Raw genomic sequence first — 21,259 nt, forward strand, 5'->3', positions numbered from 1 at the left:
AAGTCTGGGCAGAATTAAACACAAATATCTATCATTTCATATTTCGGGTAAGTTCAGCAACTAAACGCTTCACTTTTCAATCCCATGCTATCAGTCCAACAAGCCGAACAAATTATCGCCAACTCAATCGAGCCCCTCAATCCTGAGAGGGATATAGAGATTGTAGACCTTTTGGGCGCATCCGGGCGGATTCTGGCTCAAGAAATCACCAGTCAGTTAGACTTTCCCCATTGGGATAATTCAGCGATGGATGGTTACGCTGTCCGTCATGCTGATGTAGCCCAATGTAATGCCGAAAATCCAGCGATTTTAGAGATTATCGAAGAAATTCCGGCAGGAAAAACTCCGCAAAAATCAATTCTACCCGGACAAGCGGCGCGAATTTTCACAGGCGCAATGATGCCAGCAGGGGCGGATACTGTAGTAATGCAGGAAGTGACACAGCGAGAAGGCAACTCTGTCAAAATTTTAAGTGAGTCTGCACCTCAAGCCTTTGTTCGCAAAAAAGGTGCTTTTTCCCAAGCGGGAACACCTTTACTTTCTCCGGGGATTAGCATTGGCGCAACCGAAATTGCTGTCCTCGCTTCCGCCCAATGTACCCAAATTCCAGTTTATCGTCGTCCGGTGGTGGCAATTCTTTCCACAGGCGACGAACTGGTAACGCCTGACCAACCATTAAAACCCGGTCAGTTGGTAGACTCAAATCAATATGCTTTGGCAACTTTGGTGACACAAACTGGTGCAATACCCCAAATGTTAGGGATTATTCCCGACGATCCAGAACAGTTAAAAAATGCGATTTTTCAAGCTTTAGAATCTGCTGATATTTTAATTTCTTCGGGGGGTGTTTCTGTGGGAGATTATGATTTTGTAGATCAAATTCTCTCTTCATTAGGTGGAGAAATTCAGATTCGCGCCATTGCGGTTAAACCCGGAAAACCTTTGACTTTTGCTACTTTTAATTCTGGTAATGAGCGAGCGCCAATTCTGTACTTTGGTTTACCCGGAAATCCAGTTTCATCTTTAGTAACCTTTTGGCGATTTGTACAACCAGCAATTAAAAAAATGTCGGGTATTTCGGATTTTTGGCAACCTACATTTGTCCAAGCAAAAACTCAACACAATTTGAAATCTGATGGCAAAAAAGAGTCTTACTTTTGGGGAAAATTACGTTTAGTAAATGGGGAATATGAATTTACTCTGGCTGGTGGTAGCCAGAGTTCAGGAAATCTGATTAATTTGGCACAAACTAATGGTTTAGCTGTTTTACCAGTGGGAAAAACTTTGGTAAATGTAGGAGATTTGGTGCAAGTTTTACAAGTAAGTTAGTTTTTCTCTGTGGTAAGGGAACGACTGAAGTCGTTACAACGAACTTTGTAATACTGGGGATTTTCCGGGTGCTTTGTTTGCTGCGATGAAGCCTGCGATCGCATCTTTCACCAAAGGCCCGCAATCGTTTCTGGTATAATAGGTGCAACCCTTTTCAACGTATGCTTTTGCCGCCTCCAGTGCATCGTTGATATATCGATCGCTAGCATCATCAATTGCTTCACTCAGTTGCTGTTGAGTAAACCTGTTAATTCGCTGATCTTTGCCGACTAATTCGCGAGTATCTTTATAAGTTTCGTTCGCTTTAGCCCTGAATTTTTCATTTAATTCAAACTCAAGCCTTAAATAACGTTTTGAGAACGATCCTCCCATAATTTGCCGACAAATTGTAGTGGAAATTTCAGCGTTAGGTTCCATAAATACATCAACAATTTTTTGCGCCCAATCTAAAGGTCTCCACTCTTTTGCTTCTTCATAAAGATATGGTTCTCCACTGCGCCCGGTACTCACAGAAAGTACAGAAATGTCTTCTAACTTGAGATTGTCAAGTTTATATTTTTGCTTGATTTCTAGCGGCACATCTGGGTTTTGACTAATCCTTAAAGCTAAACTAATTGCCGCTAAAGATGGGTTATTGGCAGAGACTCCCCCATCAATATGGGGAAAAGACCAATTGCCAAATTTTTCTGTGTTGTAGGGTTTTAATAGATATGGAGGGAAGTAAGTCGGTGCGGAAGATGAGCTAACGCAAATTTCCCAAAGTGGGGTATCGTCGTACCATCGCGCCCCAATATCTGGATGACAATTAGTGAAAAAAGTAGTGTTCCGATACAGCAAATCATAAGCGAGAATTAAGATCATCGGATGTTGAATTTGGCTAATTCTGATGATTCCTAACTCTGTTCTTAAAGTCCTTATCAAACCTTCATGACTATATCTAGAAGAGGAGAAGAGATCAATAATTGGCTGTAATGCAGGCAGAAAGCTAGGCGGAAAAATGATTTTTCCTTTGGTTCTATAGAGATTAATCAATTGTAGAGCGGTTTTTCCGGTAGCAATTGATGCGGCTAGTATTGATCCGGTAGAAGTTCCGGCAATCAGGTCAAAATATTCGTGTAAAGCTTTACCTTCTTTTTCTTGAACTTGTCTTTCTACTTCTTGGAGAATGCGAGCCGAAATAATTCCCCGCATTCCCCCACCATCTAAGCTGAGAATTTTGAAAGTCATAGCGAGCTACTCCGCATAATTTCTGTCAGACTTGGCTAGCTGATGTTGATTCATGCAGCCTCAACCAAGGGCATTTCATGTTCCACAACGAAGACATTGGCGTAAAGATTTGCCAAAATTTGTTTACCTTCCTGGGTTAATTCCAAATGTCTGAGTGCTTGATCGATATAAGGATAAACCACATTCCAGTAGAATTTGGCGTAATTATGGCGTACATCTCCGGGATGGCGGTAGCCGAGATTTTTGTTCACGCCTGTTTCTTCAAATTCGTAGTAAAGTGCGCCAATTTTTTTCAAATATCTGGGGTCGCTTAATTGACCAATCAAATCAGCGGCGCGAACTAAACCCGGACAATTTCCTGTATCTTGATGATCTTCATCATTAGGCACTGGGAAACGAGTTAATTCCATATTACGTTGTATGGTGGGGGCATCAATTAATTTGTGATAGCCAAAGCGTTCTTGAATAAACTGTTTACCTCGGTCAACATGATAAGGGGCTAAACTGGCATCTGAAGCTCCAGGGTTTAATCTGACCATTTCGCCGTTGATTCCGGTGGCGTATAAGTTTTCTAGTGGTTTATCTTGACGACAAACACCTTTAACATAGCCAATGTCATGGCACAACAAAGAAATGATGCCATGCAACCAATCTTCGCAGGATACTCCACCTTCGCGGATGTGCTTACCGCGCATGATTTCTTGTCCTACGAGAGTGACTAAGATAGTGTGTTCAACGTTGTGGTAAAGGGCATCACTGTTGGCAATGTTTTCTAATGCCATGTTTCCCGCCCAAGCGATGATATCGGCGTAGTCTGGTTTCCAGCCTCCGTAAATCCGCCGATAACCTTCGCGTAGTTCTTGGACGAAGCGATCGATAATTAATTGGGTAGCATCAAACATGATCGAATTCTTCTACTTGCGAGACATGACAGGTACTAGGGCAATTCAGATAATGGTTAGCTGTTGTGCTCTAGATCTATGTGAATATAATGAGCGGTTTTCCTGTTGAGCAGGGTGACAGTAGGCGTTTGTGGTTGTGACTTGAGTCTCAATGCTCGGAAATGCTGATGGTGATAGGGGTATAGTTTTTGTAGGGTGTGTTAAGTGGTGCGGCGTAGGATAAGCAAAAACCGAGTTTCTGGCAGCATTTGTGTAACAGCAAAATCACTTATCATAAATTGACGAGTACTTAGCCTTTATCAAGCCTCCATGCAGTTTGAATGGGACGAAGCGAAGAGAGCAGAAAATATTGCCAAACATCGGATTGACTTCGCAGATGTTCCTGAGATGTTCGATGGCCCAATGCTAAGTGAGCTTGATGAGCGTACTGACTATGGCGAGGATCGCTGGATTGGAATCGGCTTTTTGCGAAACGGTGTAGCGGTTGTAGTCTGGACAGAACGGCTGGATGATATAATTCGGATCATCTCAGCACGAAAGGCTAACCGATATGAGCGTCAACGATTCCAGCAATATCTCTCGTACTGATTGGGCGGCGCTAGAGGCGATGACTGATGATGATATCGATTACTCGGATATTCCACTGCTGACTGATGAGTTTTTTGAGAATGCTACGTTGAGAATACCAGCAGCCCAAGCGCGTAACCTGATTCAGCTAGATGCTGATGTAATGGCATGGTTTCGAGAGCAAGGTGCAGAGTACAAAACTGCGATTAATACAATCTTGCGGCGTTATATCGAGAGTAGTGGCGGCAAACAGGTAATTTAACAGCAGGCGGCACTGGGTAAAACTAAAGTGGGCAATGCTCACCATATTAGCTATTAATTTATAAATTGAAGAAGTTCAATGAACATATTTGAAAGCCTTGTAATAGAACAAATTGAAGTTTTCAAAAGAAGTAATAAGCTGAATGGCATCAAGTGTTTGTTGTTCCTTTTGTGTTAGTTCAGTGTCAATATTTAGCCATTCAGGGAAAAATTGCTCGTTTGTGCTGCGTTGAAGATTGAATTGAGTTTGCAGTTGACTAAATGTTTTGAGGGTGCGCTCGATCGGGAAAGTTTGGGTCATGATATATTTTTAATTACATTTCTCAATTTTGACTGTCAAGGTAGCTCTGCCAAAATTAGGAGAGATTTTAATTGTTCTAAATTGCCAGACTCAATTGCACGCTCTAAATCTCGATGATGGGGCATAATTTATCTACCAATTCATTTGTTATTGTGCTGATTCTGGTTGCGGTTGTAGAGTTCCTTTGATTAAATCCAAAACGATTTGAATTGTACAAGCTATTCCCAATAAAACCATTAACATTACTGGCGAAAGTTGCCATCCAGCGATGGCGATCGCTACCATCTGTATTAATGTCAATACTCTATGGGGAATATTTTCTGTATCAAATCTGGTAGCATAAAATGTTGCACCTACCCAAGACCACCAAATTGGGACGAACATTAGTATGTAGCTAAAAAAGCCGGAAATTGTGAGATGACCGTGTAGATAATGGGCGACTTCGGCGATCGCAGCGACAAAGATTAAATCGTAAAATAGTTCTAGCCAACTAGCACGTTTTTCTTTATCCTGTTTCTCACTCAATAAATGTGGTCGTTGCCATAAGCTTTTCGACATTTGTGGATCTCCATGCAATGCTTGAACCAATTTTAATCGCTAAAGCTGCGAAATTTTTGTTATTAGGATATCACTTTGCCAGAGGTAATTTTATCTACTCATTTCTCAGTTTTAGTTTTCTGCTGTTGATTCATGGGAATTTCAATCAAAAATTCTGTACCTTGTCCTAATTCTGATTCACAACTTAGCATACCACCATGCTTGTCTACTACGATTTGATAACTAATAGATAATCCCAAACCTGTTCCTTTACCTACTGGTTTAGTGGTAAAAAATGGGTCGAATAGTCGCTTTTTCGCTTCGGGAGTCATACCTAGACCATTATCCGCAATTTTGATTAAAACCTGCTGGGGATTTTCTTTTGTTCCTTCTCCAATAACTGTGGTACAAATTTTAATAATACTGGGATTATTTTCAATTTCTTCGACAGAACGCTGTTCATTGTAAGTATCTAAGGCATCGATCGCATTGGTAATAATATTCATAAATACTTGATTGAGTTGTCCGGCGTAGCATTCAATTTTGGGCAAATTTCCATATTCTTTAATTACTTCAATAGCGGGATGATTGGGTTTAGCTTTCAAGCGATTTTGTAAAATTAACAATGTGTTTTCTATGCCTTCATGGATATCTACTGCTTTCATTTCTGCTTCATCGAAGCGGGAGAAATTGCGGAGACTCAACACAATTTGCCTGATCCTTTCGGCACCAATTTTCATAGAAGATAACATTTTTGGTAAGTCTTCGACTAAAAAATCTATTTCATTAGTATCATAGTAGTCTTGAATTTCTGATGCCGGATTGGGGTAGTATCGTTGATAGAGATTTAACAGTTCTATTAACTCTTGAATATAATTGTCAGTATGTGCTAAATTGCCATAAATAAAGTTGACTGGGTTATTAATTTCATGGGCTACTCCGGCGACTAATTGACCCAAACTAGACATTTTTTCGGTTTGAATAAGTTGGGTTTGAGCTTTTTGTAATTCTTTTAATGTTTGCTGTAATTGATTGGCTTTTTCCCGTTCTCTAGCTGCTAGTTTATGTATGGCTGCTTCGGCTTGTTTGCGCTGAGTAATATCGTTGTTTATTTCCAACATGGCGATCGCATTTCCCCGCTCATCTCTTTGTAAAGTCCAACGACTTTCTACGGTAATTTGTCTACCATCTCGCTTAGTATGAATTAACTCACCTTCCCAAACTCCCTTTTCTAAAAATTGAGTAAAAACTTCTTCACGAGATGTGGGGAAAATGGTTTGCAATAATATATGAGTATACTGACCAATACACTCAGATCTTTTCCAACCATAGAGCCTTTCTGCGCCTTGATTCCAATAATTAATTCTGTTTTCTAAGTCACGAATAATAATGGTATCATTAGCTAAGTCCAGTATTTCCATATTTTTCTGTAAATCTTGCAAAGTTTCTCGAAGTTGTTTGGCTTGTATTGTCCGTTCAAAAACTAATTTTTCCACTTGCGAAGTGTGACGTAATGAACTTATTAAATAAGCAGTAACAAGCCAAGTCAAAATTAAACCACTAAACAGCGTTACCCAAGCTCTCCAAAAAGATTGGATGCCTATGTACTCGGCTTGGGGGATAATAATAATTGACCATTGGCGATCGGCAACATTAAGGGTACGAGTACAGAAATTGTAGTAACAGAAAGACCCAGTATTGATTTGGTCTGAAAATTTTTGATCAATATCAGTTATTATTTGTTTCTTACTTGACTGGTAAAAAGACAAAAAACGCTCATCATTAGGAGCAGAATTATCCAACAAATAAAAGTCGATATTATTTAACTGGACTCCAGCTAAAGCAGCTTTGACAATATCAGAAACCTGAAAAACCGCTGTGGTAACTCCTTGGAAATTCTCCCGGCGAGATTCTAAAGTATTGAGAGTAGCATCGCGGCGATAAATAGGATGAAATGTTAAAAAGCCAAGTTGTTTGGTAGTAAAAATTTTGATTCGTTCTGTAGCCGCCATTTTTCCTGTATCTCTGGCTTTTTCTAAAGGAATTCGGCGTGTAGATTCAGCATTTAAATCATAACCTAAAGCTCCAGCTTGGCTTTCTCTAGCTTCTATATAAGTTACGGGAAAATATTCTGGGCGCTCTGGGGCTCTAAATATTTTCCCGTAGGCTCCACGTTCGACAATCTCAAAGTTAGGATAACCTTCGGCTCGAATTGCTTGCTCGTAAGTTTGTCGCTCGGCTGCTGATACCCGACGAGACCAACTAAATGCTAAAATACCCGGATATCTAGTCATAAAATCTTGAACAAAAGTAGAAAATTCTTGTCGCCCAACTTTTTCTGATGCTGCATAGAAGCTACCAGTAGCACGGAGCATTCCCAAGTTAGTATCGATACTTTGTTGCAGCGCCGTAGCTAACTTATCTGCTTGGTTTTTAAATTCGGCGCGGTGGGTTTCTTTTTCCCATTTTGCTACAGTGAGGGCAGCAACAATTGATAGAAGAGTACCCAGAGCTAAAATTAACCATGCTGGAGTGTAGCGGCGCTTTTCTGGTGAAGCCATATCGATCGGTTTATTGTTTAATAAATACTATTCTGTATTAATATTTACTCAGATGTAATCAGTAAAATTGCTATTCTATACCAAAGGGAAACACTAGGGCGCAAAGATCTAGAGAAATTAAGCTGATTAAAACTATTATTAAAATCTATGAGAGCCAAAATAATTTAACCACTGTAAATTAGCAATGTGCCAAGATGGGAAAAGTGTTTACTCAGTTCGCTACTCAATGACTTCAACTGATCCTTTGTTAAATTCAACATTGCAACACCTGCGTGACTTACGGCAAACTCTGTTGCGTCTTCACAAGGCATTACTCGATTCTGAACGAGTTGAGTATGAACAGTTCCACGGACGCATTAAGTCAAGCAACGAGTTTTTTCAATTAGTGATTGGCGATGAGTGGTTTAGCTGGTTGCGTCCGATCTCTCAATTTATTGTTCAGATAGATGAGTTTTTGGGTTCTAAGGAACCTGTGACTTTGAATGAAGCTAATCAACTTTTGGAACAAGCACGAGTTCTGATCCAACCATGCGCGGAAGGAACTTTGTTGGAAAAGCAGTATTTTCGCGCTATTCAACGCGATCCTGACATTGCTTTAATGAATGCAGAAGTGACAAAAATGTTGGCAAAATAAAGGCAACGGGGACAAGGGGACAAGGGGATAAGGGGACAAGGGGATAAGGGGAATTTTATCTTCTGCCTTCGAGCCTTGGAGCCTTTTACCTTTTGCCTTTCTTTGCTTGGAGCCTTCTGCCTTATAAATAGAGCTTGCTGAAAAAGTCTGTTGGTGGGGGTAGGAACACGGCATCATTAAAATTTGGAATTCCTACGTTATCTCTTTCGTGCCGTGTCCCTACAATTTCCTGGAAAAAGGCCGGGATGAAAGCACCAAAAGGTCTGAAAAACTGGCAGTTGTTGTGAGCAAAAAAGGCGCTTTCACCCTTGCTTATCTTACTTTTTACCTTTATTCAGCAAACCCTAAATAAAAGAGCCTGGAGGCATGAGTTCCAGGCTTTTTTTCTGTTAGTGTGTGTGTGAGGAGCAATACGAAACTTATTTTTATATTGACTCTTTGAGTTGTCAAAACTGTGACAATGGTACGTCAATCTGATGAACTCTCCAATATTTTTTCTCTACACCCTAACCCCTACCCCCTACACCCTGCCTTTAAAGATCGCTTTTCGGTCTTCTCCTAGAAGTTGTGGTTTTCGAGCTATCAAAAAAATATGGGAGCGTGAGAACCCCTGACTTTTAATTTTGGGTTTGATAGCGACACAACAGGATTTATCCTGTTGTTTCTGGTATAATTATGTAGGCGGTAAAGCGCAATTATGATTACCGGGTGACTCAGCCCCATCATGGATCGTCGAGACAAATATCACCCAAGAAATTAGTAAAGGTGACGCGACCTGCACGATAAAACCTGAAAAGGTAGAGAAATTGTTGCCAAAATAAGATTCAGATCCGTTTGGGGAGGGGCACTTCCTGAACGTTAAAGAAAATTCCTGTGAAGACGGTCTGACGGGGGCGGGAAACATCTGTTGAATGTCTAGTTAAGAGTCAAAGAAACAGGAAGAAAATGTGGAGTAGCATGAGTTCACTCGGCTGCAAAACAACATTTTTGAATCCCCTGGTTTTAACAAGGGGAGTATGTCAACTTAAAGCAAGACCCCGATTGCACAAGCTTATGTCCGATTCTCTTTCTCTGCGCGATCGCTATTTCGCTTTAATTGATGAGATTGTTCAAACTACCTTGAAGGGAAAAATTCGCTCGAAACAGCAGGTTTATCAGATGTTGCTGCGCGGTATTACTGCGGGAACGGGAGAAATTTTTGAGCAATGTTTGAGCGATCGCGTTAACGCTACACAGTCGGAAATTGACAATCCTACGGATGAACTCAAGCAAGCAAAAGCGACTCGCGTTTTGCGGGCTCTACAAACTATTGAAGGCGAATGGCAACGGTATCACCAGGAAAATCTGGTGGCTTCGGCGATCGCTACGTCTACAACTGCTATTGTGAATGCTGAGGCTGACAATCGCTTAATTGCTTTGTTGCAGGCGATCGATCCAAATCAAGCCCAACCTTTAAATTTAGACCAAATTCAACAATTAGCAACTTCTCTGCAAAAACAAGCCCAAAACTCTTCTAATTCTGAATTAAATGAACAACTTCAGCAATTAGCTTTAGGCTTGACTGAAGGTTTAAAATCTTGGGGCAAGTTACAAGAACATTTAGTTAGCTGGATTTACGATCAAAGTCGCGGAAAATTAGGTTTTGAAGGTGTTCCTGGGGATAGTGGCCCTTGGAGTTTATGGGCTTCTTTAGTAGATAATCCCTTTCCGAAAGCGGTGTTTCAAAGTTTAGCATTAAATCAGTCAATTACGGAATTTGTTTTTCGACAAACTGTAGAAGTTTCAGCTTTTGTGGAATTGGCGGTAATTTTACAATGTTTACAAAGAGGTTTGGTTAATTGGTTTGATAAACTGGTTTATGATGCTAAATTTGGCGCAAAAATTTCGATTTCTACTTTTATTACTTTTGCGTTAATTTGGTCACAGTTGGCTAGCGGTTTTAGTGCGAGAAATACTTTAAGTAATGGCTGTTTTCAAGTAACGTTGCAAATTCTCCGAACTTTCGCTCAACAGAAGTACTTTCCTTTGTACGGGGGGATTTTTGCTTCTTTTAGTGGTGATTATTTGCGATCGGCAATCAGTTATTTGGATGAACCTTTGCGAAGGGTTGAGGGTACGCAAGAAAAGGCGCGAATTCTCACTTTGTTGGGTTATTCTTCCGGTGCGATCGGACAGTACGATCGAGCGATTTCTTTCCACGAACAAGCTTTGGTAATTGCGCGATCGGCAGAGGATCAACCTTGCGAAATTGCCAATTTTAATCATATTAGCCGGATTTATGTAGCGCAAAAAAATTACTCGGAAGCGATTAGTTATAGTCAAAGGGCGTTGATTTTAAGTCGGCAAAGTGGCGATCGCTTGGGAGAAGCTAACGCTTTAGCAAATCTCGGTTACAGTGAGGTTTTTCAAGCCCAAGAATTAGATCGATTAGACACAGAAGTTTATGAGGGCGCAATTAATTATTTACAGCAAGGTTTAGAGTTATTAGAAAGATTGAGCGATAGCTATCTCGCTGGATATACTATACAACAAAGTAAAGCTTTTTGTTGTACAAGTTTGGGAATTGCTTACATGGTTTTATCTCAACCTCAAGCGGCGATTTCTTATTTAGAAATTGGCTATCAAGCGGCGGGAATTTCGGGAGATTTGTATTTACAAGGGCTGAATTTAGCTTATTTGGCTGAGGCTAATTATAGTTTACAAGAAACAGAAAAAGCGATTTACTTTGGTACAATAGGAATGTATCTTTTGGAGCGCATTTCTTCTCCGCAATGGCGACAATCAGCAGGATTACTGACAATTATTAAAGGACAAATTGGCGCGGATGCTTTCCAAAGTGTGATGGAAAAAAATCGATCGCAATTTCTCCGCCAAATCGGGGTAGATGGATATGATTACATACCGCAATTGTTGTCAGAATATCAAGGTTCGTAATCAAGGTGAGGTAAAATGGGAAGTAATTTTGCGGAGGCGATCGCTTTTTACCAAAAGTCTATTGAATTAAATGCTCAAGATTGGGAAGCTTATAAAAATCTGGCTAATCTTTGGGCAATTAACGGTAATTTAGAAACAGCGATTACTTATTACCAAAAAGCCATTTACTTAAATCCCAATTTAGCCGAAGTGTATAACAATTTGGGGAATTGCTTTTTGGCGAAGCATCAGTTAGAAGATGCGATCGCAGCATATCAGCAAGCTGTCACCCTAATTCCGAAATACCCAGAAGCTTACTATAATTTGGGTAATGCTTGCAAAGCTAAGGGTGATTTAGCAACAGCGAAAATTCATTACCAAAAAACCATCTCTTTAAAACCTAACTTTCCCGAAGTTCACAATAACTTAGGTTTAGTTTTGCAAGAAGAAGGTTATCTGGAAGAAGCTATTAATTGCTACCAGCAAGCAATTAAATTAAATCCCGAATATGCAGAAGCACACAACAATTTAGGTAACGCTTTTGAGGAAGAGGAAAATTTAGAAAAAGCTATTGCTTGTTATGAAAAATCTTTAGCTTCAAACTCCAATTATATTGATGCTTATAATAACTTGGGTAATGTGTTGTTAACTCAAGGTAAAGCTGAGGAAGCGATCGCCTGTTACGAAAAAGCTTTAAACTTAAATCCTAACTACGTGCAAGCACATTATAACTATGCTAACGCACTGAAATATCAGGATAGGTTGGGGGATGCGATCGCTAAATTACAATATACCTTAACTCTAGACCCCAACTTTGCCGAAGCCCATAAAAATTTAGGCATCTGTTTATTAATAGCTGGAGAATTGAAAAGTGGATTTGCCGAATATGAATGGCGTTGGTACACTCAAGAATATCGCAAAATTGCATCCTTTCAACCAGTTTGGTACGGAGGAGATTTACAAGGCAAAAAAATTCTCCTCCTTTGCGAACAAGGTTTTGGTGATAACATTCATTTTATCCGGTACGCCCCTTTAATTGCCCAACAAGGCGCACATATAACATTAGCTTGCTACGAAGAATTATACCGATTATTTAGCACCGTTCCTGGAATTGAGCAAATAGTAACTTCGGGAACAACAGTGGAATATGATTACTGTGCGCCAACAATGAGTTTACCTTATTTGATGGGTACTTCTGCCGAAACAATTCCCACAAATATTCCCTATTTATTCCCCCCAAAAACCACTTCGATTATTTTAGAATCACCCCCAGAAACTTACTTGAAAATCGGCATAGTTTGGGCGGGAAATCCGGGTAATACTAACGATCGCAATCGTTCTTGTAATTTAATAAATTTTCTCCCACTCTTAGACATTCCAGGCATTGCTTTTTATAGTTTACAAAAAGGTGCAAAAGCGCAGGAGTTAACAGAGTTAAATTTAACCGGAAAGATTCAAGACATAGGCGAAAAAATTAATGATTTTGCTGATACTGCGGCTGCGATCGACCAGCTAGATTTGGTAATATGTGTAGATACATCAGTTGCACATTTAGCGGGCGCAATGGGCAAAACTGTATGGGTTGTATTATCAAAAGTAGCTGATTGGCGTTGGATGTTAGAAGGAGAAAATAACCCCTGGTATCCAACTTTACGCTTGTTTCGCCAAACTAAATTAGGAGATTGGCATCCGGTATTTCAAAGAGTAGCTTTTGAGTTAGAAAAATTGGTTAATGAGTTAAAAAATAAAGCGATGGAAAATAAATTACCTGAACAAAGTTTACTTCCTGCTAATGGATTTAACAACTTGAAAAAATGCCGTCACGGAGTTTTACTTTATAATATTAACGATTTGGAAGTAGGCAAATCTTTGTCAGCTTACGGCGAATATAAAGAAGGCGAGATTGAACTGTTACAACAAATCATTAAACCTGAAGATTTAGTAGTAGAAATTGGGGCAAATATTGGAAGTCATACGGTTTATTTAGCTCAAGCAGTTGGGGAACAAGGAACAGTTTTAGCTTTTGAACCGCAAAGAGTGATTTTTCAAAATCTCTGTGCTAATTTAGCACTCAATAGTATTACTAATACTTACTGTTATAATGTGGCAGTTAGCGATACATTTTCCGCGATAAACCTGCCTGTATTGGATTATAGCAAACCTCATGATTTTAGTAAATTAGATATTAGTGAAGATGGGGAAAGTGAAGTTGCCCAGACTATTACACTTGATAGTTTAAATTTGCCACGCTGTCGGTTAATTAAAATAGATGTTGCGGGGATGGAGTTGGCTGTTTTACAAGGTGCAATTAACACAATTAAAGCGTTGCAGCCAATTCTTTATATTAACTACCAACCTAAAAATGATAAAAGTTTAGTAAATTTTTTGGCTGAGTGTGGTTACAAATTGTATTGGCATAAAATCCCAATTTATAACCCAAATAACTATTTAGGAAATTCTGAAAACCTTTTTGGTAATGCCGAATCAAATAGTATTTTTTGTGTTCCGCCAGACTTCGAGTTAAAATTGGATAATCTGAAACCAGTTAAAGTTAATAAATAACAATCGAATTAAAGCCCTCTGAGGAAGAAACTATGAACCTTCCACCGATCGACCTATACGAAACTGACTTTTATGCTTGGACTCAAAAACAAGTTCAATTATTACGTCAGCGTGACCTAAATAATCTAGATATTGACAATTTGATTGAGGAAATAGAATCTTTGGGTAAACAGGAAAAACGAGAATTAATTAATCGTCTAGGAGTTCTAATTGGACACTTATTAAAATGGGAATATCAACCCAATAAAAGGTCTAAAAGTTGGCTTAGAACAATTCGGGAACAGCGCCGAAAAATTACTGATTTACTCCAACAAAATCCTAGTTTAAAGCCTTACTTAGATGAAGCGATAAAAAAAGCTTACCTAGATGGAGTTGATTTAGCAGTTGAGGAAACAGATATCGGAATACAAGCTTTTCCAGCAGAAATTTCCTATACTTGGGAACAAATAGAAAACCAGGACTTTTTACCAGGACTTATTAGTGAAAATGACCAAGATTGGCTCAAAAAAAGCTATGGAATTTGACATAAATAACTGCAATTCAGCGAGGATTAAAGCGACATTAGTTAGGAATTTGCGTTTATATTAATAAATAGGATATGGTGAGATGACAACAACAGAAATAACCAAAGAGTTACCGATTCCGGCGCACTTTGATGCTAGCAAAGTAGGGGAAGTTTGGCGAGTACCTTACCAAGAAAGAGCAGCAGAAGCAAAAAGTTGGGCGAAACAACATAATATTGCTCCTGCATTAGACGATCGAAAGCGGATTTGTTTATTAATTATCGATCCCCAAAATACATTTTGTATTCCTGAGTTTGAATTATTTGTGGGTGGGCGTTCTGGTAAAGGCGCAGTTGAAGATAATATTAGATTATGCGAATTTATTTACCGGAATTTGGGTGTAATTAGTACGATCGCACCTACAATGGATACCCATACCGCCATGCAAATTTTTCATCCCATATTTTGGGTAAATGCAGCAGGCGAACACCCCACACCAGCAGCAACAATTATTACTTTAGATGATGTCAAAGCCGGAGTTTGGCAAGTTAATCCAGCAGTTGCTTACAACATAGCAGTTAACGATTACGAAAAATTACAACAACACGCCTTTCACTATGTAAAACAACTTAGCGGCGATGGCAAATATCCTTTAACAGTTTGGCCTTATCATTCTATGTTAGGTGGTATTGGTCACGCCTTAGTTTCCGCAGTGGAAGAAGCGTTATTTTTCCACAATATTGCTAGGTGTAGTCAAACGATTTTTGAGCTTAAAGGTAACAACCCTTTAACGGAAAATTACTCAGTCTTACGCGCCGAAGTTTTAGAAGATACTAATGGTCAACCGATTGCCCAGAAAAATGTTAATTTAATTAAGCAACTTTTGGAGTTTGATGCGGTAATAGTTGCAGGACAAGCGAAAAGTCACTGCGTTGCTTGGACTGTGGATGACTTGCTGACAGAAATTAAGGAACAAGACGCGAAAAAAGCTAAAAAAGTTTACTTATTGGAAGATTGTAGCTCTCCTGTAGTTATTCCGGGAGTAATTGATTTTACAGAACAAGCGGATGCAGCATATCAAAAGTTCGCTGAGGCGGGAATGCACATTGTTAAATCTACAGATGCGATCGCCAATTGGCTAGATTTGTAAACTTTTATTTTTCTCTTTGACCTCAGTTTTCACTCACAAGTAATCCCATGACAGAATAGGAATTACAGGCTAATTAACTCTGGCAAAGTCAGAATTTCCTACTGAGCAAGTTTTGCCAGTAGTCAAAATAAGGTTGTGATTACAAATGGGATGGATGTAAATTCCATCTGGGTGCTTAAAGGGCTGGGTTACTCTAGCCCTTATTTATATTGATGCCAGAATGACATTACCAGTCATATCATGTCCGCTTGATTACCTATAATGTAGAGACGTTATATATAACGTCTCTACAAGGTTTTGTATCAACGATACTATGGTTGATTAGCCGGACATAATATCAACCATGCAAAGGGAACCAAAGAAGGATGACAACAGTCAGATCAAATTGTCATCCTAAATTTATAGAATAGAACGAAAGTCTTTACTGTCTGGTTGTGACGAGATTAACTGTAAGCAATAGCTGGCTCAGCTATTATGTCAACAACCGGAACTTTTTTGGCAAAAAGTATATCAGTAACTAGAGAACAGTCAAATGAACTTAAAAACTATAACAACTACTACCATTATCATTGGTTTAGGATTAAGCCAGCCATTGTCTGCCCAAACTATAGATAATGCCAAACAGACAGTAGCTAATGCCAAACCAATCAAAGTGGATTTGTCAAATTCTAGCTTACCCAGTGCCAACGCGAAACAGTTGTACATTCAATTTGGTATTCAGCCATATTATGTCAACCCACTTTATTGGTCTTGGGGTCTGTTTTTTGGCGATTACTACGACGATTACTACAATCCTAACTTTTTGGGTTATCGCTATTATGACGATCGCTATTATCGCGATCGCTATTATCGCGATCCCTACTACGGACGGCGCTATGGTCGAGAATACAACTATTACTATTCAGTCGATCGAATCCGTGACATTTACCGCGAAGTTCTCGGACGTGAACCTGATTATAGAGGGTTAAGAACTTGGTTAGGAGAACGCAGAAGCTCTGACTCTTTGCGCGACATCCGACGTGATATTGCTCGCAGTGATGAAGCAGTCGCGAGAATTAATCAAATTTACCGAGAAGTACTAGGTAGAGATGTCGATCGAGAAGGAATTAGAACTTGGACAAATCGTTTAGCTTCCGGTTCCAGTTTATCCGAAGTGCGGCGCGACATTGAAAATAGTTCCGAAGCTCGCTCTTTCAGAAATAGACGTTACCCAGCGTACAATCCTTATTTCAACAATGTACAACCTGGAAGGTACATACCACCAAACACTGTCTACCCACCCACAAGAAGCTTACCAGGGAGAAATTATTCTGTACCCGTCCAAACTTTCCCCAGAAACATTGTACCCGCAGTGAGTGCTCCCAATAGAAGCTTCCCACCTGCTAACTTTTCACCATCTTTGAGAACTCCTTCTCAAAGAAGTTTACCCGCCCAAAACTATCAGCAACCTACAAGGAGGTATTCACCTTCCAGAAATAATTCACCCACAATAGATTATTCAATACCCAGCAGAAGAAATAATGGTTCTACTTTCTCACCGTCAATCCAAGCTCCTCCTCGGGGTCTAAAATAAATTCCCATCTGAGGAGCCAGCAAATTCCATTTATTCATTCATGATAGGATTTACGCAGAAAAACCCGGTTTCTATCCAAAATCGTGGGTTTGGATCGGCAAGGTTAACACTCCAAACCGGGTTTTTGAGCCACCAGGCGTAAGTCCTGTATTAAAGAACACTTGTTTTAGTTTGAGATCGCTTAAAATGAAACTACAAATTCTCACAGCTAGTTTGTTACTTTCCACCTTGGGATTATCCTATTCTGCACAAGCCCAAAATTTTAGTGATGTCCGCAGATTGATTAATACTGGTAGTTGTCGCAACTGTGATTTGAGAGGCGCAGATCTCAGAGGTCGCGATTTAAGAAATGCCGATTTACAAGGTGCGGATTTGGAAGATGCTGACCTGAGAAATGCTAATCTCAGAGGCGCTAATTTAAGAGATGCTAACCTCAGAGGTGCTGATTTAGGAAATGCAAATCTCAGAGATGTGATTACGCGCAATGCAATTTTTGATAATGCGAATTTGCGAGGAACGGATCTCGAAAGTCGATTTGGCGATCGCAACAATGACCGATTTAGAGATCGCTACAACGACCGTTACAATGACCGCAACGATCGCGATCGATTTGGTAATCGCGGCAACTTCAATTATGAAGAAGACATTCGCCGGATTTACCGGGAAATTTTAGGTCGTGAACCTGATTCCGAAGGTTATCGTACTTGGTCTAATGCCTTAAGAGATGGTACTTCTGTTAGAGATGTTCGCTCTCGAATCGCTAACAGTGACGAAGCAAGAACACAAATCAATCAAATCTACCGGGAAGTTTTAGGTCGTGATGTCGATTCCAACGGGTTAAGAACTTGGAGAAATCGTCTTGCTTCCGGTGACTCATTAAATGATATTCGCCGCGATATTCGTAATAGTCCAGAAGCTAGAAACAGACCAAATCAACCTTTCCCACCAAATCGATCGAATTTTCCACCCTCAGTTACTCCAGGATCAATTCAAGCACCACCGATTCAAAGATAATTGCTTCACGGGGTAAGGGGACTAGGGGACTAGGGGACTAGGGGACAAGTGAAGAATTTATCCTGTTCCCTATTTCCTATTTCCTATTCCCTGTTCCCTATTTAGGGTTTGCTGAATAAATGTAAAAAGTAATATAGGCAAGGGTGAAAGCGCCTTTTTTGCTCAAAACAAGTGCAAAAGGTTTTTGGGACCTTTTGGCGCTTTCATCCAGGCCAATTTCTGCGGAAATTGTAGGGACACGGCATGAAAGAGATAACGGTAGGAATTGCAAATATTAATGATGCCGTGTCCCTACCCCCACCAACAGACTTTTTCAGCAAGCCCTGTTTAAGTCAAAAGGAAAAATCCCGCACCAGTATCTGGTTGAGCAACTTGAAGAGAATTTACGCCCTCCACAGCTGCAACCAAATCTCCTAAATAGAAAATACTCAGACCGCTAGTGCGATTTCCTGTGACACCAAACGCACCTGTAGTAGTAGTATAGTCATTTGGTGAACCTGCTAATTGCAGAATATCTCTTCCTGATTCAAAACCAATGATGTAAGCATAATCGTTATTTCCTTGACCAAGATAAAACCTTTGAATTGTTGGGTTAGATCTACTTCTGCCAAAACCTAAACCAAATCTATCCGCTCCGGTACTACCAATTAAAACATCTACTTCGCCTGTTCCTAAACTTGTAGGAATTGGATCTGGTTCACCTGCAACTCTGGCATTAATATCTACACTAATACCTACTATGGCACTTCCTGAAGGCCCCAGTCCGGTAATAATATCACTACCCCTAGTTCCCGAAAAGAAAGCTGTATTTCCTTGAAATCTGCCCTCACGATTGTATTGAGCAATTGCGGAACTAAATTGTCCTAAAAGTACTGCCCGCGACACATTAGGATATAGTCCATAGTAATAGTTTTCGTTAAATCCCGGTGTCGGCTCTACTATGGGTGCTCCGGGTCGCCGTTCGGTTTCTCCAAACGAGATAAAATGTTGTAAACCTGACGAAAACGCTCTGTTATTTACAGCTGCTCTAACATCAAGGTTAGCATTTAAATATCTTTGTTCATCCCAAAAAGGTGATACAGCAGTCCGACCTTCCGTTAAACCAATTAATTGAAAATGTTGTAATCCTGAAGCAAAAAAACCTTGGGCAACTGCTGACCTAACATCAGCATAATTTGCCAAGTAAGTTGATTCATTAAAAATAGTGAAAGTCATGTGATTCACCCCTTATTTGCTGTGATTTTATTCAGGTAATTTGCAGTTGTTAAACATTCATTGCATCTTTAAAGGTGATTTGTCAAGGATTAGGGAAATTATTTTAAATGTTTCTTTGGTAATATTTTTGATTTAGCGATCGCCTTTAATCAGGTCACTTTTTACACACAGGCAAATTTTAAACAGCCATTGAAATGGGAGTTTTTTTTCATCGCCAATCCCAAATTCCCAGTCTAAAATCAATAGACTGCTATTATCAGTTAAAGGGGAATTTTGCTGATGAACAGAAACATTTTCTTTACTGTATCCTTGTTAGCCTCCTTAATTTTAGGATTAGGGACTTGGGCACAAGAAATTGACCCAGTAGAACGACTATTAAATACAAAAGAATGTTCCGGGTGTGACTTAAGCGGGGAAAATCTGAGTAATTTGGATCTGAGTAATGCGAATCTGAGTGGAGCCGATTTAAGCAATGCTAATTTGAGAAATAGTATGCTAGCTGGTGCTAACTTGAGCTATGCTACTCTTAGAGGTGCTAATCTTACCCTAGCGGTACTAATTGGTGCTAATTTGAGTGGTGCAGACCTCAGTTACGCCAATCTCACAGATACTAATTTGTTCAGAGCCAAATTTACTGGAACTACAGGTGCAGACTTTACGGGTGCTACTTTTAAAGCCACCATTATGCCCAATGGTACAGTCAAAAATCCAGTAACAAACGCCACTCCCCAACCTGAACCAATGCTAACCCCGCCCAAGCAGTCACCTGCTCCACTGCGCTAGAGTGAAGCTCACTAAAGAAGATGTGACACCTTCCGTAATTTTTCTTGCTGCTTTAGTAACATTACTGCTAGGTGTAATATATGCTGATAGCCAGGTGACAGAAGAGGAAAAGCAAAGGTTACAGAAAACGCTGAATAAATTTATTCCTGCTCAAGGTGGCGTGCGTGAATTAACCAAATTGATGGTTAAGGGAGTGAAAGAAAATTTAGATTATACTAAGTCTAATAACTTATTAAAGTTAACAAGTTCTTTTTCTAAATCCCAAAAGCTTCTGTTACTTAGCTTTGGTTATGAAATGTCAGCGGCTGATGGGACAATTGATGCCAGAGAAAAGCGTTATTTAGATCTGTTACACAGAAGGGTTATCTGCTAAACCCGCCCCTACAAGAGGACTAAATACTTAGAATTCTTATGCTTTTAGTCCATTTTAATGGACTTAAGCTATTAGCCCGGAAATTGATTTCCGGGCGGGTTAAAATCGCAGGTGCAAGATTTCACGATCGCCCTTTCTCCCACTTTCCCTCACGCCTCATCCAACTGCAACTGACCATAATAACCAGTTACAATTCTACTTCCATCTTTCAAAATGTGAATTTCAATTTGGTCACTTGCCCAAGAAATTTTGTCTTTTAAAGCTGGATTAAAAACGTGAACTTTTTGATTACTAGAAGCTACCGGACAATCAGGGGAATGCACAGCCAAATGCTGCATATATGGGCCATCAATTAGTATATCTAATTGTTCTAGCAATTCATGAGCACCAGCGGGGGCATATTCCGATCGCAATTGTTCTAAAGTAAAACCAGTAAACGACATTACATTTAACCCTTGGGCCCGGACTTGTTTTGCTACACTAGCTAAAGCCGACGCTTGCCAAAAAGGTTCCCCACCAGAAAAAGTTACCCCAGTATTTTTCGGATTACTTAAAATTCGGTGAACTAAACTATCAATAGAAACTAAATCATTAATTTCAAAAGACCAAGAAGCCGGATTAAAACAACCCGGACATTCCCGCAAACATCCCTGTACCCAAATTACCGCACGACAGCCAGGGCCATTAACTTCTGATTCATCCACATAGCCCATAATATTTACATATCCTGGCGGAATTTCCAGAAGTTCCATGTATTGGTTAGCTTTTTGTTCTTTCATTACTGCTGCTCCTTATACTCGGAAGCTTAAGAAACTTCCTCTGTTTTAGATAGTGCCATTTAATTATAAAAATTG

General features: G+C 39.8%; 19 protein-coding genes. 12 read left to right on the forward strand and 7 right to left on the reverse strand.

The annotated features are described in order from the left end of the window. Nucleotides 1-84 precede the first annotated feature (84 nt). Entirely contained in the window at nucleotides 85-1,329 is a 1,245-nt protein-coding gene (locus ACE1CC_RS01190) for a molybdopterin molybdotransferase MoeA (protein WP_413268648.1), read from the forward strand. A gap of 33 nt (nucleotides 1,330-1,362) precedes the next feature. On the opposite strand, the gene ACE1CC_RS01195 is transcribed toward ACE1CC_RS01190, so the two are convergent. Together ACE1CC_RS01195 and ACE1CC_RS01200 are read right to left on the reverse strand one after the other, a co-directional pair. Further along, the gene (locus ACE1CC_RS01195; RefSeq protein ID WP_413268649.1) at nucleotides 1,363-2,556 is read right to left on the reverse strand and encodes a patatin-like phospholipase family protein; all 1,194 of its coding nucleotides are present in this window, start codon (nucleotides 2,554-2,556) and stop codon (nucleotides 1,363-1,365) included. 50 nt (nucleotides 2,557-2,606) lie between these two features. Further along, nucleotides 2,607-3,458 carry an Npun_R2479 family HD domain-containing metalloprotein gene (locus ACE1CC_RS01200; RefSeq protein ID WP_413268650.1) on the reverse strand — a complete coding sequence of 284 codons (852 nt, stop codon included), beginning with the start codon at nucleotides 3,456-3,458 and terminating at the stop codon, nucleotides 2,607-2,609. A gap of 309 nt (nucleotides 3,459-3,767) precedes the next feature. Here ACE1CC_RS01200 and ACE1CC_RS01205 point away from each other — a divergent pair, with 309 nt between their 5' ends. Together ACE1CC_RS01205 and ACE1CC_RS01210 are read left to right on the forward strand one after the other, a co-directional pair. Beyond that, nucleotides 3,768-4,046 (forward strand): BrnT family toxin, encoded by a 279-nt coding sequence (locus tag ACE1CC_RS01205; RefSeq protein ID WP_413268651.1) that lies wholly within the window; start codon nucleotides 3,768-3,770, stop codon nucleotides 4,044-4,046. Beyond that, complete coding sequence (locus tag ACE1CC_RS01210) at nucleotides 4,009-4,287, forward strand: BrnA antitoxin family protein (RefSeq protein ID WP_413268652.1); 279 nt, start codon at nucleotides 4,009-4,011, stop codon at nucleotides 4,285-4,287. Before ACE1CC_RS01205 ends, ACE1CC_RS01210 begins: the two co-directional genes overlap by 38 nt. A gap of 75 nt (nucleotides 4,288-4,362) precedes the next feature. On the opposite strand, the gene ACE1CC_RS01215 is transcribed toward ACE1CC_RS01210, so the two are convergent. The 3 genes from ACE1CC_RS01215 to ACE1CC_RS01225 form a co-directional block, all read right to left on the reverse strand. Further along, on the reverse strand, nucleotides 4,363-4,587 hold the full coding sequence (locus tag ACE1CC_RS01215; protein WP_413268653.1) for a hypothetical protein: 225 nt from the start codon (nucleotides 4,585-4,587) through the stop codon (nucleotides 4,363-4,365). Nucleotides 4,588-4,734: 147 nt separating this feature from the next. After that, complete coding sequence (locus ACE1CC_RS01220) at nucleotides 4,735-5,145, reverse strand: low temperature requirement protein A (RefSeq protein ID WP_413268654.1); 411 nt, start codon at nucleotides 5,143-5,145, stop codon at nucleotides 4,735-4,737. Nucleotides 5,146-5,243: 98 nt separating this feature from the next. Further along, nucleotides 5,244-7,685, reverse strand: coding sequence for a CHASE domain-containing protein (locus ACE1CC_RS01225; protein WP_413268655.1), 2,442 nt, complete (start codon nucleotides 7,683-7,685; stop codon nucleotides 5,244-5,246). Nucleotides 7,686-7,911: 226 nt separating this feature from the next. Here ACE1CC_RS01225 and ACE1CC_RS01230 point away from each other — a divergent pair, with 226 nt between their 5' ends. The 7 genes from ACE1CC_RS01230 (at nucleotide 7,912) to ACE1CC_RS01260 (ending at nucleotide 18,034) form a co-directional block, all read left to right on the forward strand. Further along, nucleotides 7,912-8,319 carry a hypothetical protein gene (locus tag ACE1CC_RS01230; RefSeq protein WP_413268656.1) on the forward strand — a complete coding sequence of 136 codons (408 nt, stop codon included), beginning with the start codon at nucleotides 7,912-7,914 and terminating at the stop codon, nucleotides 8,317-8,319. 1,053 nt (nucleotides 8,320-9,372) lie between these two features. Beyond that, on the forward strand, nucleotides 9,373-11,253 hold the full coding sequence (locus tag ACE1CC_RS01235) for a tetratricopeptide repeat protein (RefSeq protein WP_413268657.1): 1,881 nt from the start codon (nucleotides 9,373-9,375) through the stop codon (nucleotides 11,251-11,253). A 15-nt stretch (nucleotides 11,254-11,268) separates the two neighbouring features. Further along, on the forward strand, nucleotides 11,269-13,794 hold the full coding sequence (locus tag ACE1CC_RS01240) for an FkbM family methyltransferase (RefSeq protein WP_413268658.1): 2,526 nt from the start codon (nucleotides 11,269-11,271) through the stop codon (nucleotides 13,792-13,794). Between the two features lie 32 nt (nucleotides 13,795-13,826). Continuing rightward, nucleotides 13,827-14,318, forward strand: coding sequence for a DUF29 domain-containing protein (locus ACE1CC_RS01245; protein ID WP_413268659.1), 492 nt, complete (start codon nucleotides 13,827-13,829; stop codon nucleotides 14,316-14,318). Between the two features lie 82 nt (nucleotides 14,319-14,400). Further along, the gene (locus tag ACE1CC_RS01250; protein WP_413268660.1) at nucleotides 14,401-15,447 is read left to right on the forward strand and encodes a cysteine hydrolase family protein; all 1,047 of its coding nucleotides are present in this window, start codon (nucleotides 14,401-14,403) and stop codon (nucleotides 15,445-15,447) included. Nucleotides 15,448-15,979: 532 nt separating this feature from the next. Beyond that, nucleotides 15,980-17,020 (forward strand): DUF4214 domain-containing protein, encoded by a 1,041-nt coding sequence (locus tag ACE1CC_RS01255; RefSeq protein ID WP_413268661.1) that lies wholly within the window; start codon nucleotides 15,980-15,982, stop codon nucleotides 17,018-17,020. Nucleotides 17,021-17,206: 186 nt separating this feature from the next. Continuing rightward, complete coding sequence (locus ACE1CC_RS01260; RefSeq protein WP_413268662.1) at nucleotides 17,207-18,034, forward strand: pentapeptide repeat-containing protein; 828 nt, start codon at nucleotides 17,207-17,209, stop codon at nucleotides 18,032-18,034. Between the two features lie 327 nt (nucleotides 18,035-18,361). Here ACE1CC_RS01260 and ACE1CC_RS01265 read toward each other — a convergent pair whose 3' ends face one another. Then, entirely contained in the window at nucleotides 18,362-19,249 is an 888-nt protein-coding gene (locus ACE1CC_RS01265) for a hypothetical protein (protein WP_413268663.1), read from the reverse strand. 279 nt (nucleotides 19,250-19,528) lie between these two features. Between ACE1CC_RS01265 and ACE1CC_RS01270 the strand changes: the two genes are divergently transcribed. Both ACE1CC_RS01270 and ACE1CC_RS01275 read left to right on the forward strand, forming a co-directional pair. Continuing rightward, nucleotides 19,529-20,032, forward strand: coding sequence for a pentapeptide repeat-containing protein (locus tag ACE1CC_RS01270; protein WP_413268664.1), 504 nt, complete (start codon nucleotides 19,529-19,531; stop codon nucleotides 20,030-20,032). A gap of 1 nt (nucleotide 20,033) precedes the next feature. Beyond that, entirely contained in the window at nucleotides 20,034-20,405 is a 372-nt protein-coding gene (locus tag ACE1CC_RS01275; protein WP_413268665.1) for a tellurite resistance TerB family protein, read from the forward strand. A 149-nt stretch (nucleotides 20,406-20,554) separates the two neighbouring features. Here ACE1CC_RS01275 and ACE1CC_RS01280 read toward each other — a convergent pair whose 3' ends face one another. Further along, nucleotides 20,555-21,184 carry a 4Fe-4S single cluster domain-containing protein gene (locus tag ACE1CC_RS01280; protein ID WP_413268666.1) on the reverse strand — a complete coding sequence of 210 codons (630 nt, stop codon included), beginning with the start codon at nucleotides 21,182-21,184 and terminating at the stop codon, nucleotides 20,555-20,557. Nucleotides 21,185-21,259: the final 75 nt, after the last annotated feature.

Source organism: Floridaenema aerugineum BLCC-F46 (genome assembly GCF_041929345.1).
Classification (GTDB): domain Bacteria; phylum Cyanobacteriota; class Cyanobacteriia; order Cyanobacteriales; family Aerosakkonemataceae; genus Floridanema; species Floridanema aerugineum.

Excerpts from the sequence above, each read along its gene's own strand:
- ACE1CC_RS01225 (WP_413268655.1), bottom strand. The coding sequence starts at position 7,685 with ATGGCTTCACCAGAAAAGCGCCGCTACACTCCAGCATGGTTAATTTTA.
- ACE1CC_RS01190 (WP_413268648.1), top strand. The coding sequence starts at position 85 with ATGCTATCAGTCCAACAAGCCGAACAAATTATCGCCAACTCAATCGAG.
- ACE1CC_RS01200 (WP_413268650.1), bottom strand. The coding sequence starts at position 3,458 with ATGTTTGATGCTACCCAATTAATTATCGATCGCTTCGTCCAAGAACTA.
- ACE1CC_RS01245 (WP_413268659.1), top strand. The coding sequence starts at position 13,827 with ATGAACCTTCCACCGATCGACCTATACGAAACTGACTTTTATGCTTGG.
- ACE1CC_RS01280 (WP_413268666.1), bottom strand. The coding sequence starts at position 21,184 with ATGAAAGAACAAAAAGCTAACCAATACATGGAACTTCTGGAAATTCCG.
- ACE1CC_RS01230 (WP_413268656.1), top strand. The coding sequence starts at position 7,912 with ATGACTTCAACTGATCCTTTGTTAAATTCAACATTGCAACACCTGCGT.
- ACE1CC_RS01260 (WP_413268662.1), top strand. The coding sequence starts at position 17,207 with ATGAAACTACAAATTCTCACAGCTAGTTTGTTACTTTCCACCTTGGGA.
- ACE1CC_RS01220 (WP_413268654.1), bottom strand. The coding sequence starts at position 5,145 with ATGTCGAAAAGCTTATGGCAACGACCACATTTATTGAGTGAGAAACAG.
- ACE1CC_RS01255 (WP_413268661.1), top strand. The coding sequence starts at position 15,980 with ATGAACTTAAAAACTATAACAACTACTACCATTATCATTGGTTTAGGA.
- ACE1CC_RS01250 (WP_413268660.1), top strand. The coding sequence starts at position 14,401 with ATGACAACAACAGAAATAACCAAAGAGTTACCGATTCCGGCGCACTTT.
- ACE1CC_RS01195 (WP_413268649.1), bottom strand. The coding sequence starts at position 2,556 with ATGACTTTCAAAATTCTCAGCTTAGATGGTGGGGGAATGCGGGGAATT.
- ACE1CC_RS01235 (WP_413268657.1), top strand. The coding sequence starts at position 9,373 with ATGTCCGATTCTCTTTCTCTGCGCGATCGCTATTTCGCTTTAATTGAT.
- ACE1CC_RS01240 (WP_413268658.1), top strand. The coding sequence starts at position 11,269 with ATGGGAAGTAATTTTGCGGAGGCGATCGCTTTTTACCAAAAGTCTATT.
- ACE1CC_RS01210 (WP_413268652.1), top strand. The coding sequence starts at position 4,009 with ATGAGCGTCAACGATTCCAGCAATATCTCTCGTACTGATTGGGCGGCG.
- ACE1CC_RS01265 (WP_413268663.1), bottom strand. The coding sequence starts at position 19,249 with ATGACTTTCACTATTTTTAATGAATCAACTTACTTGGCAAATTATGCT.
- ACE1CC_RS01215 (WP_413268653.1), bottom strand. The coding sequence starts at position 4,587 with ATGACCCAAACTTTCCCGATCGAGCGCACCCTCAAAACATTTAGTCAA.
- ACE1CC_RS01205 (WP_413268651.1), top strand. The coding sequence starts at position 3,768 with ATGCAGTTTGAATGGGACGAAGCGAAGAGAGCAGAAAATATTGCCAAA.
- ACE1CC_RS01270 (WP_413268664.1), top strand. The coding sequence starts at position 19,529 with ATGAACAGAAACATTTTCTTTACTGTATCCTTGTTAGCCTCCTTAATT.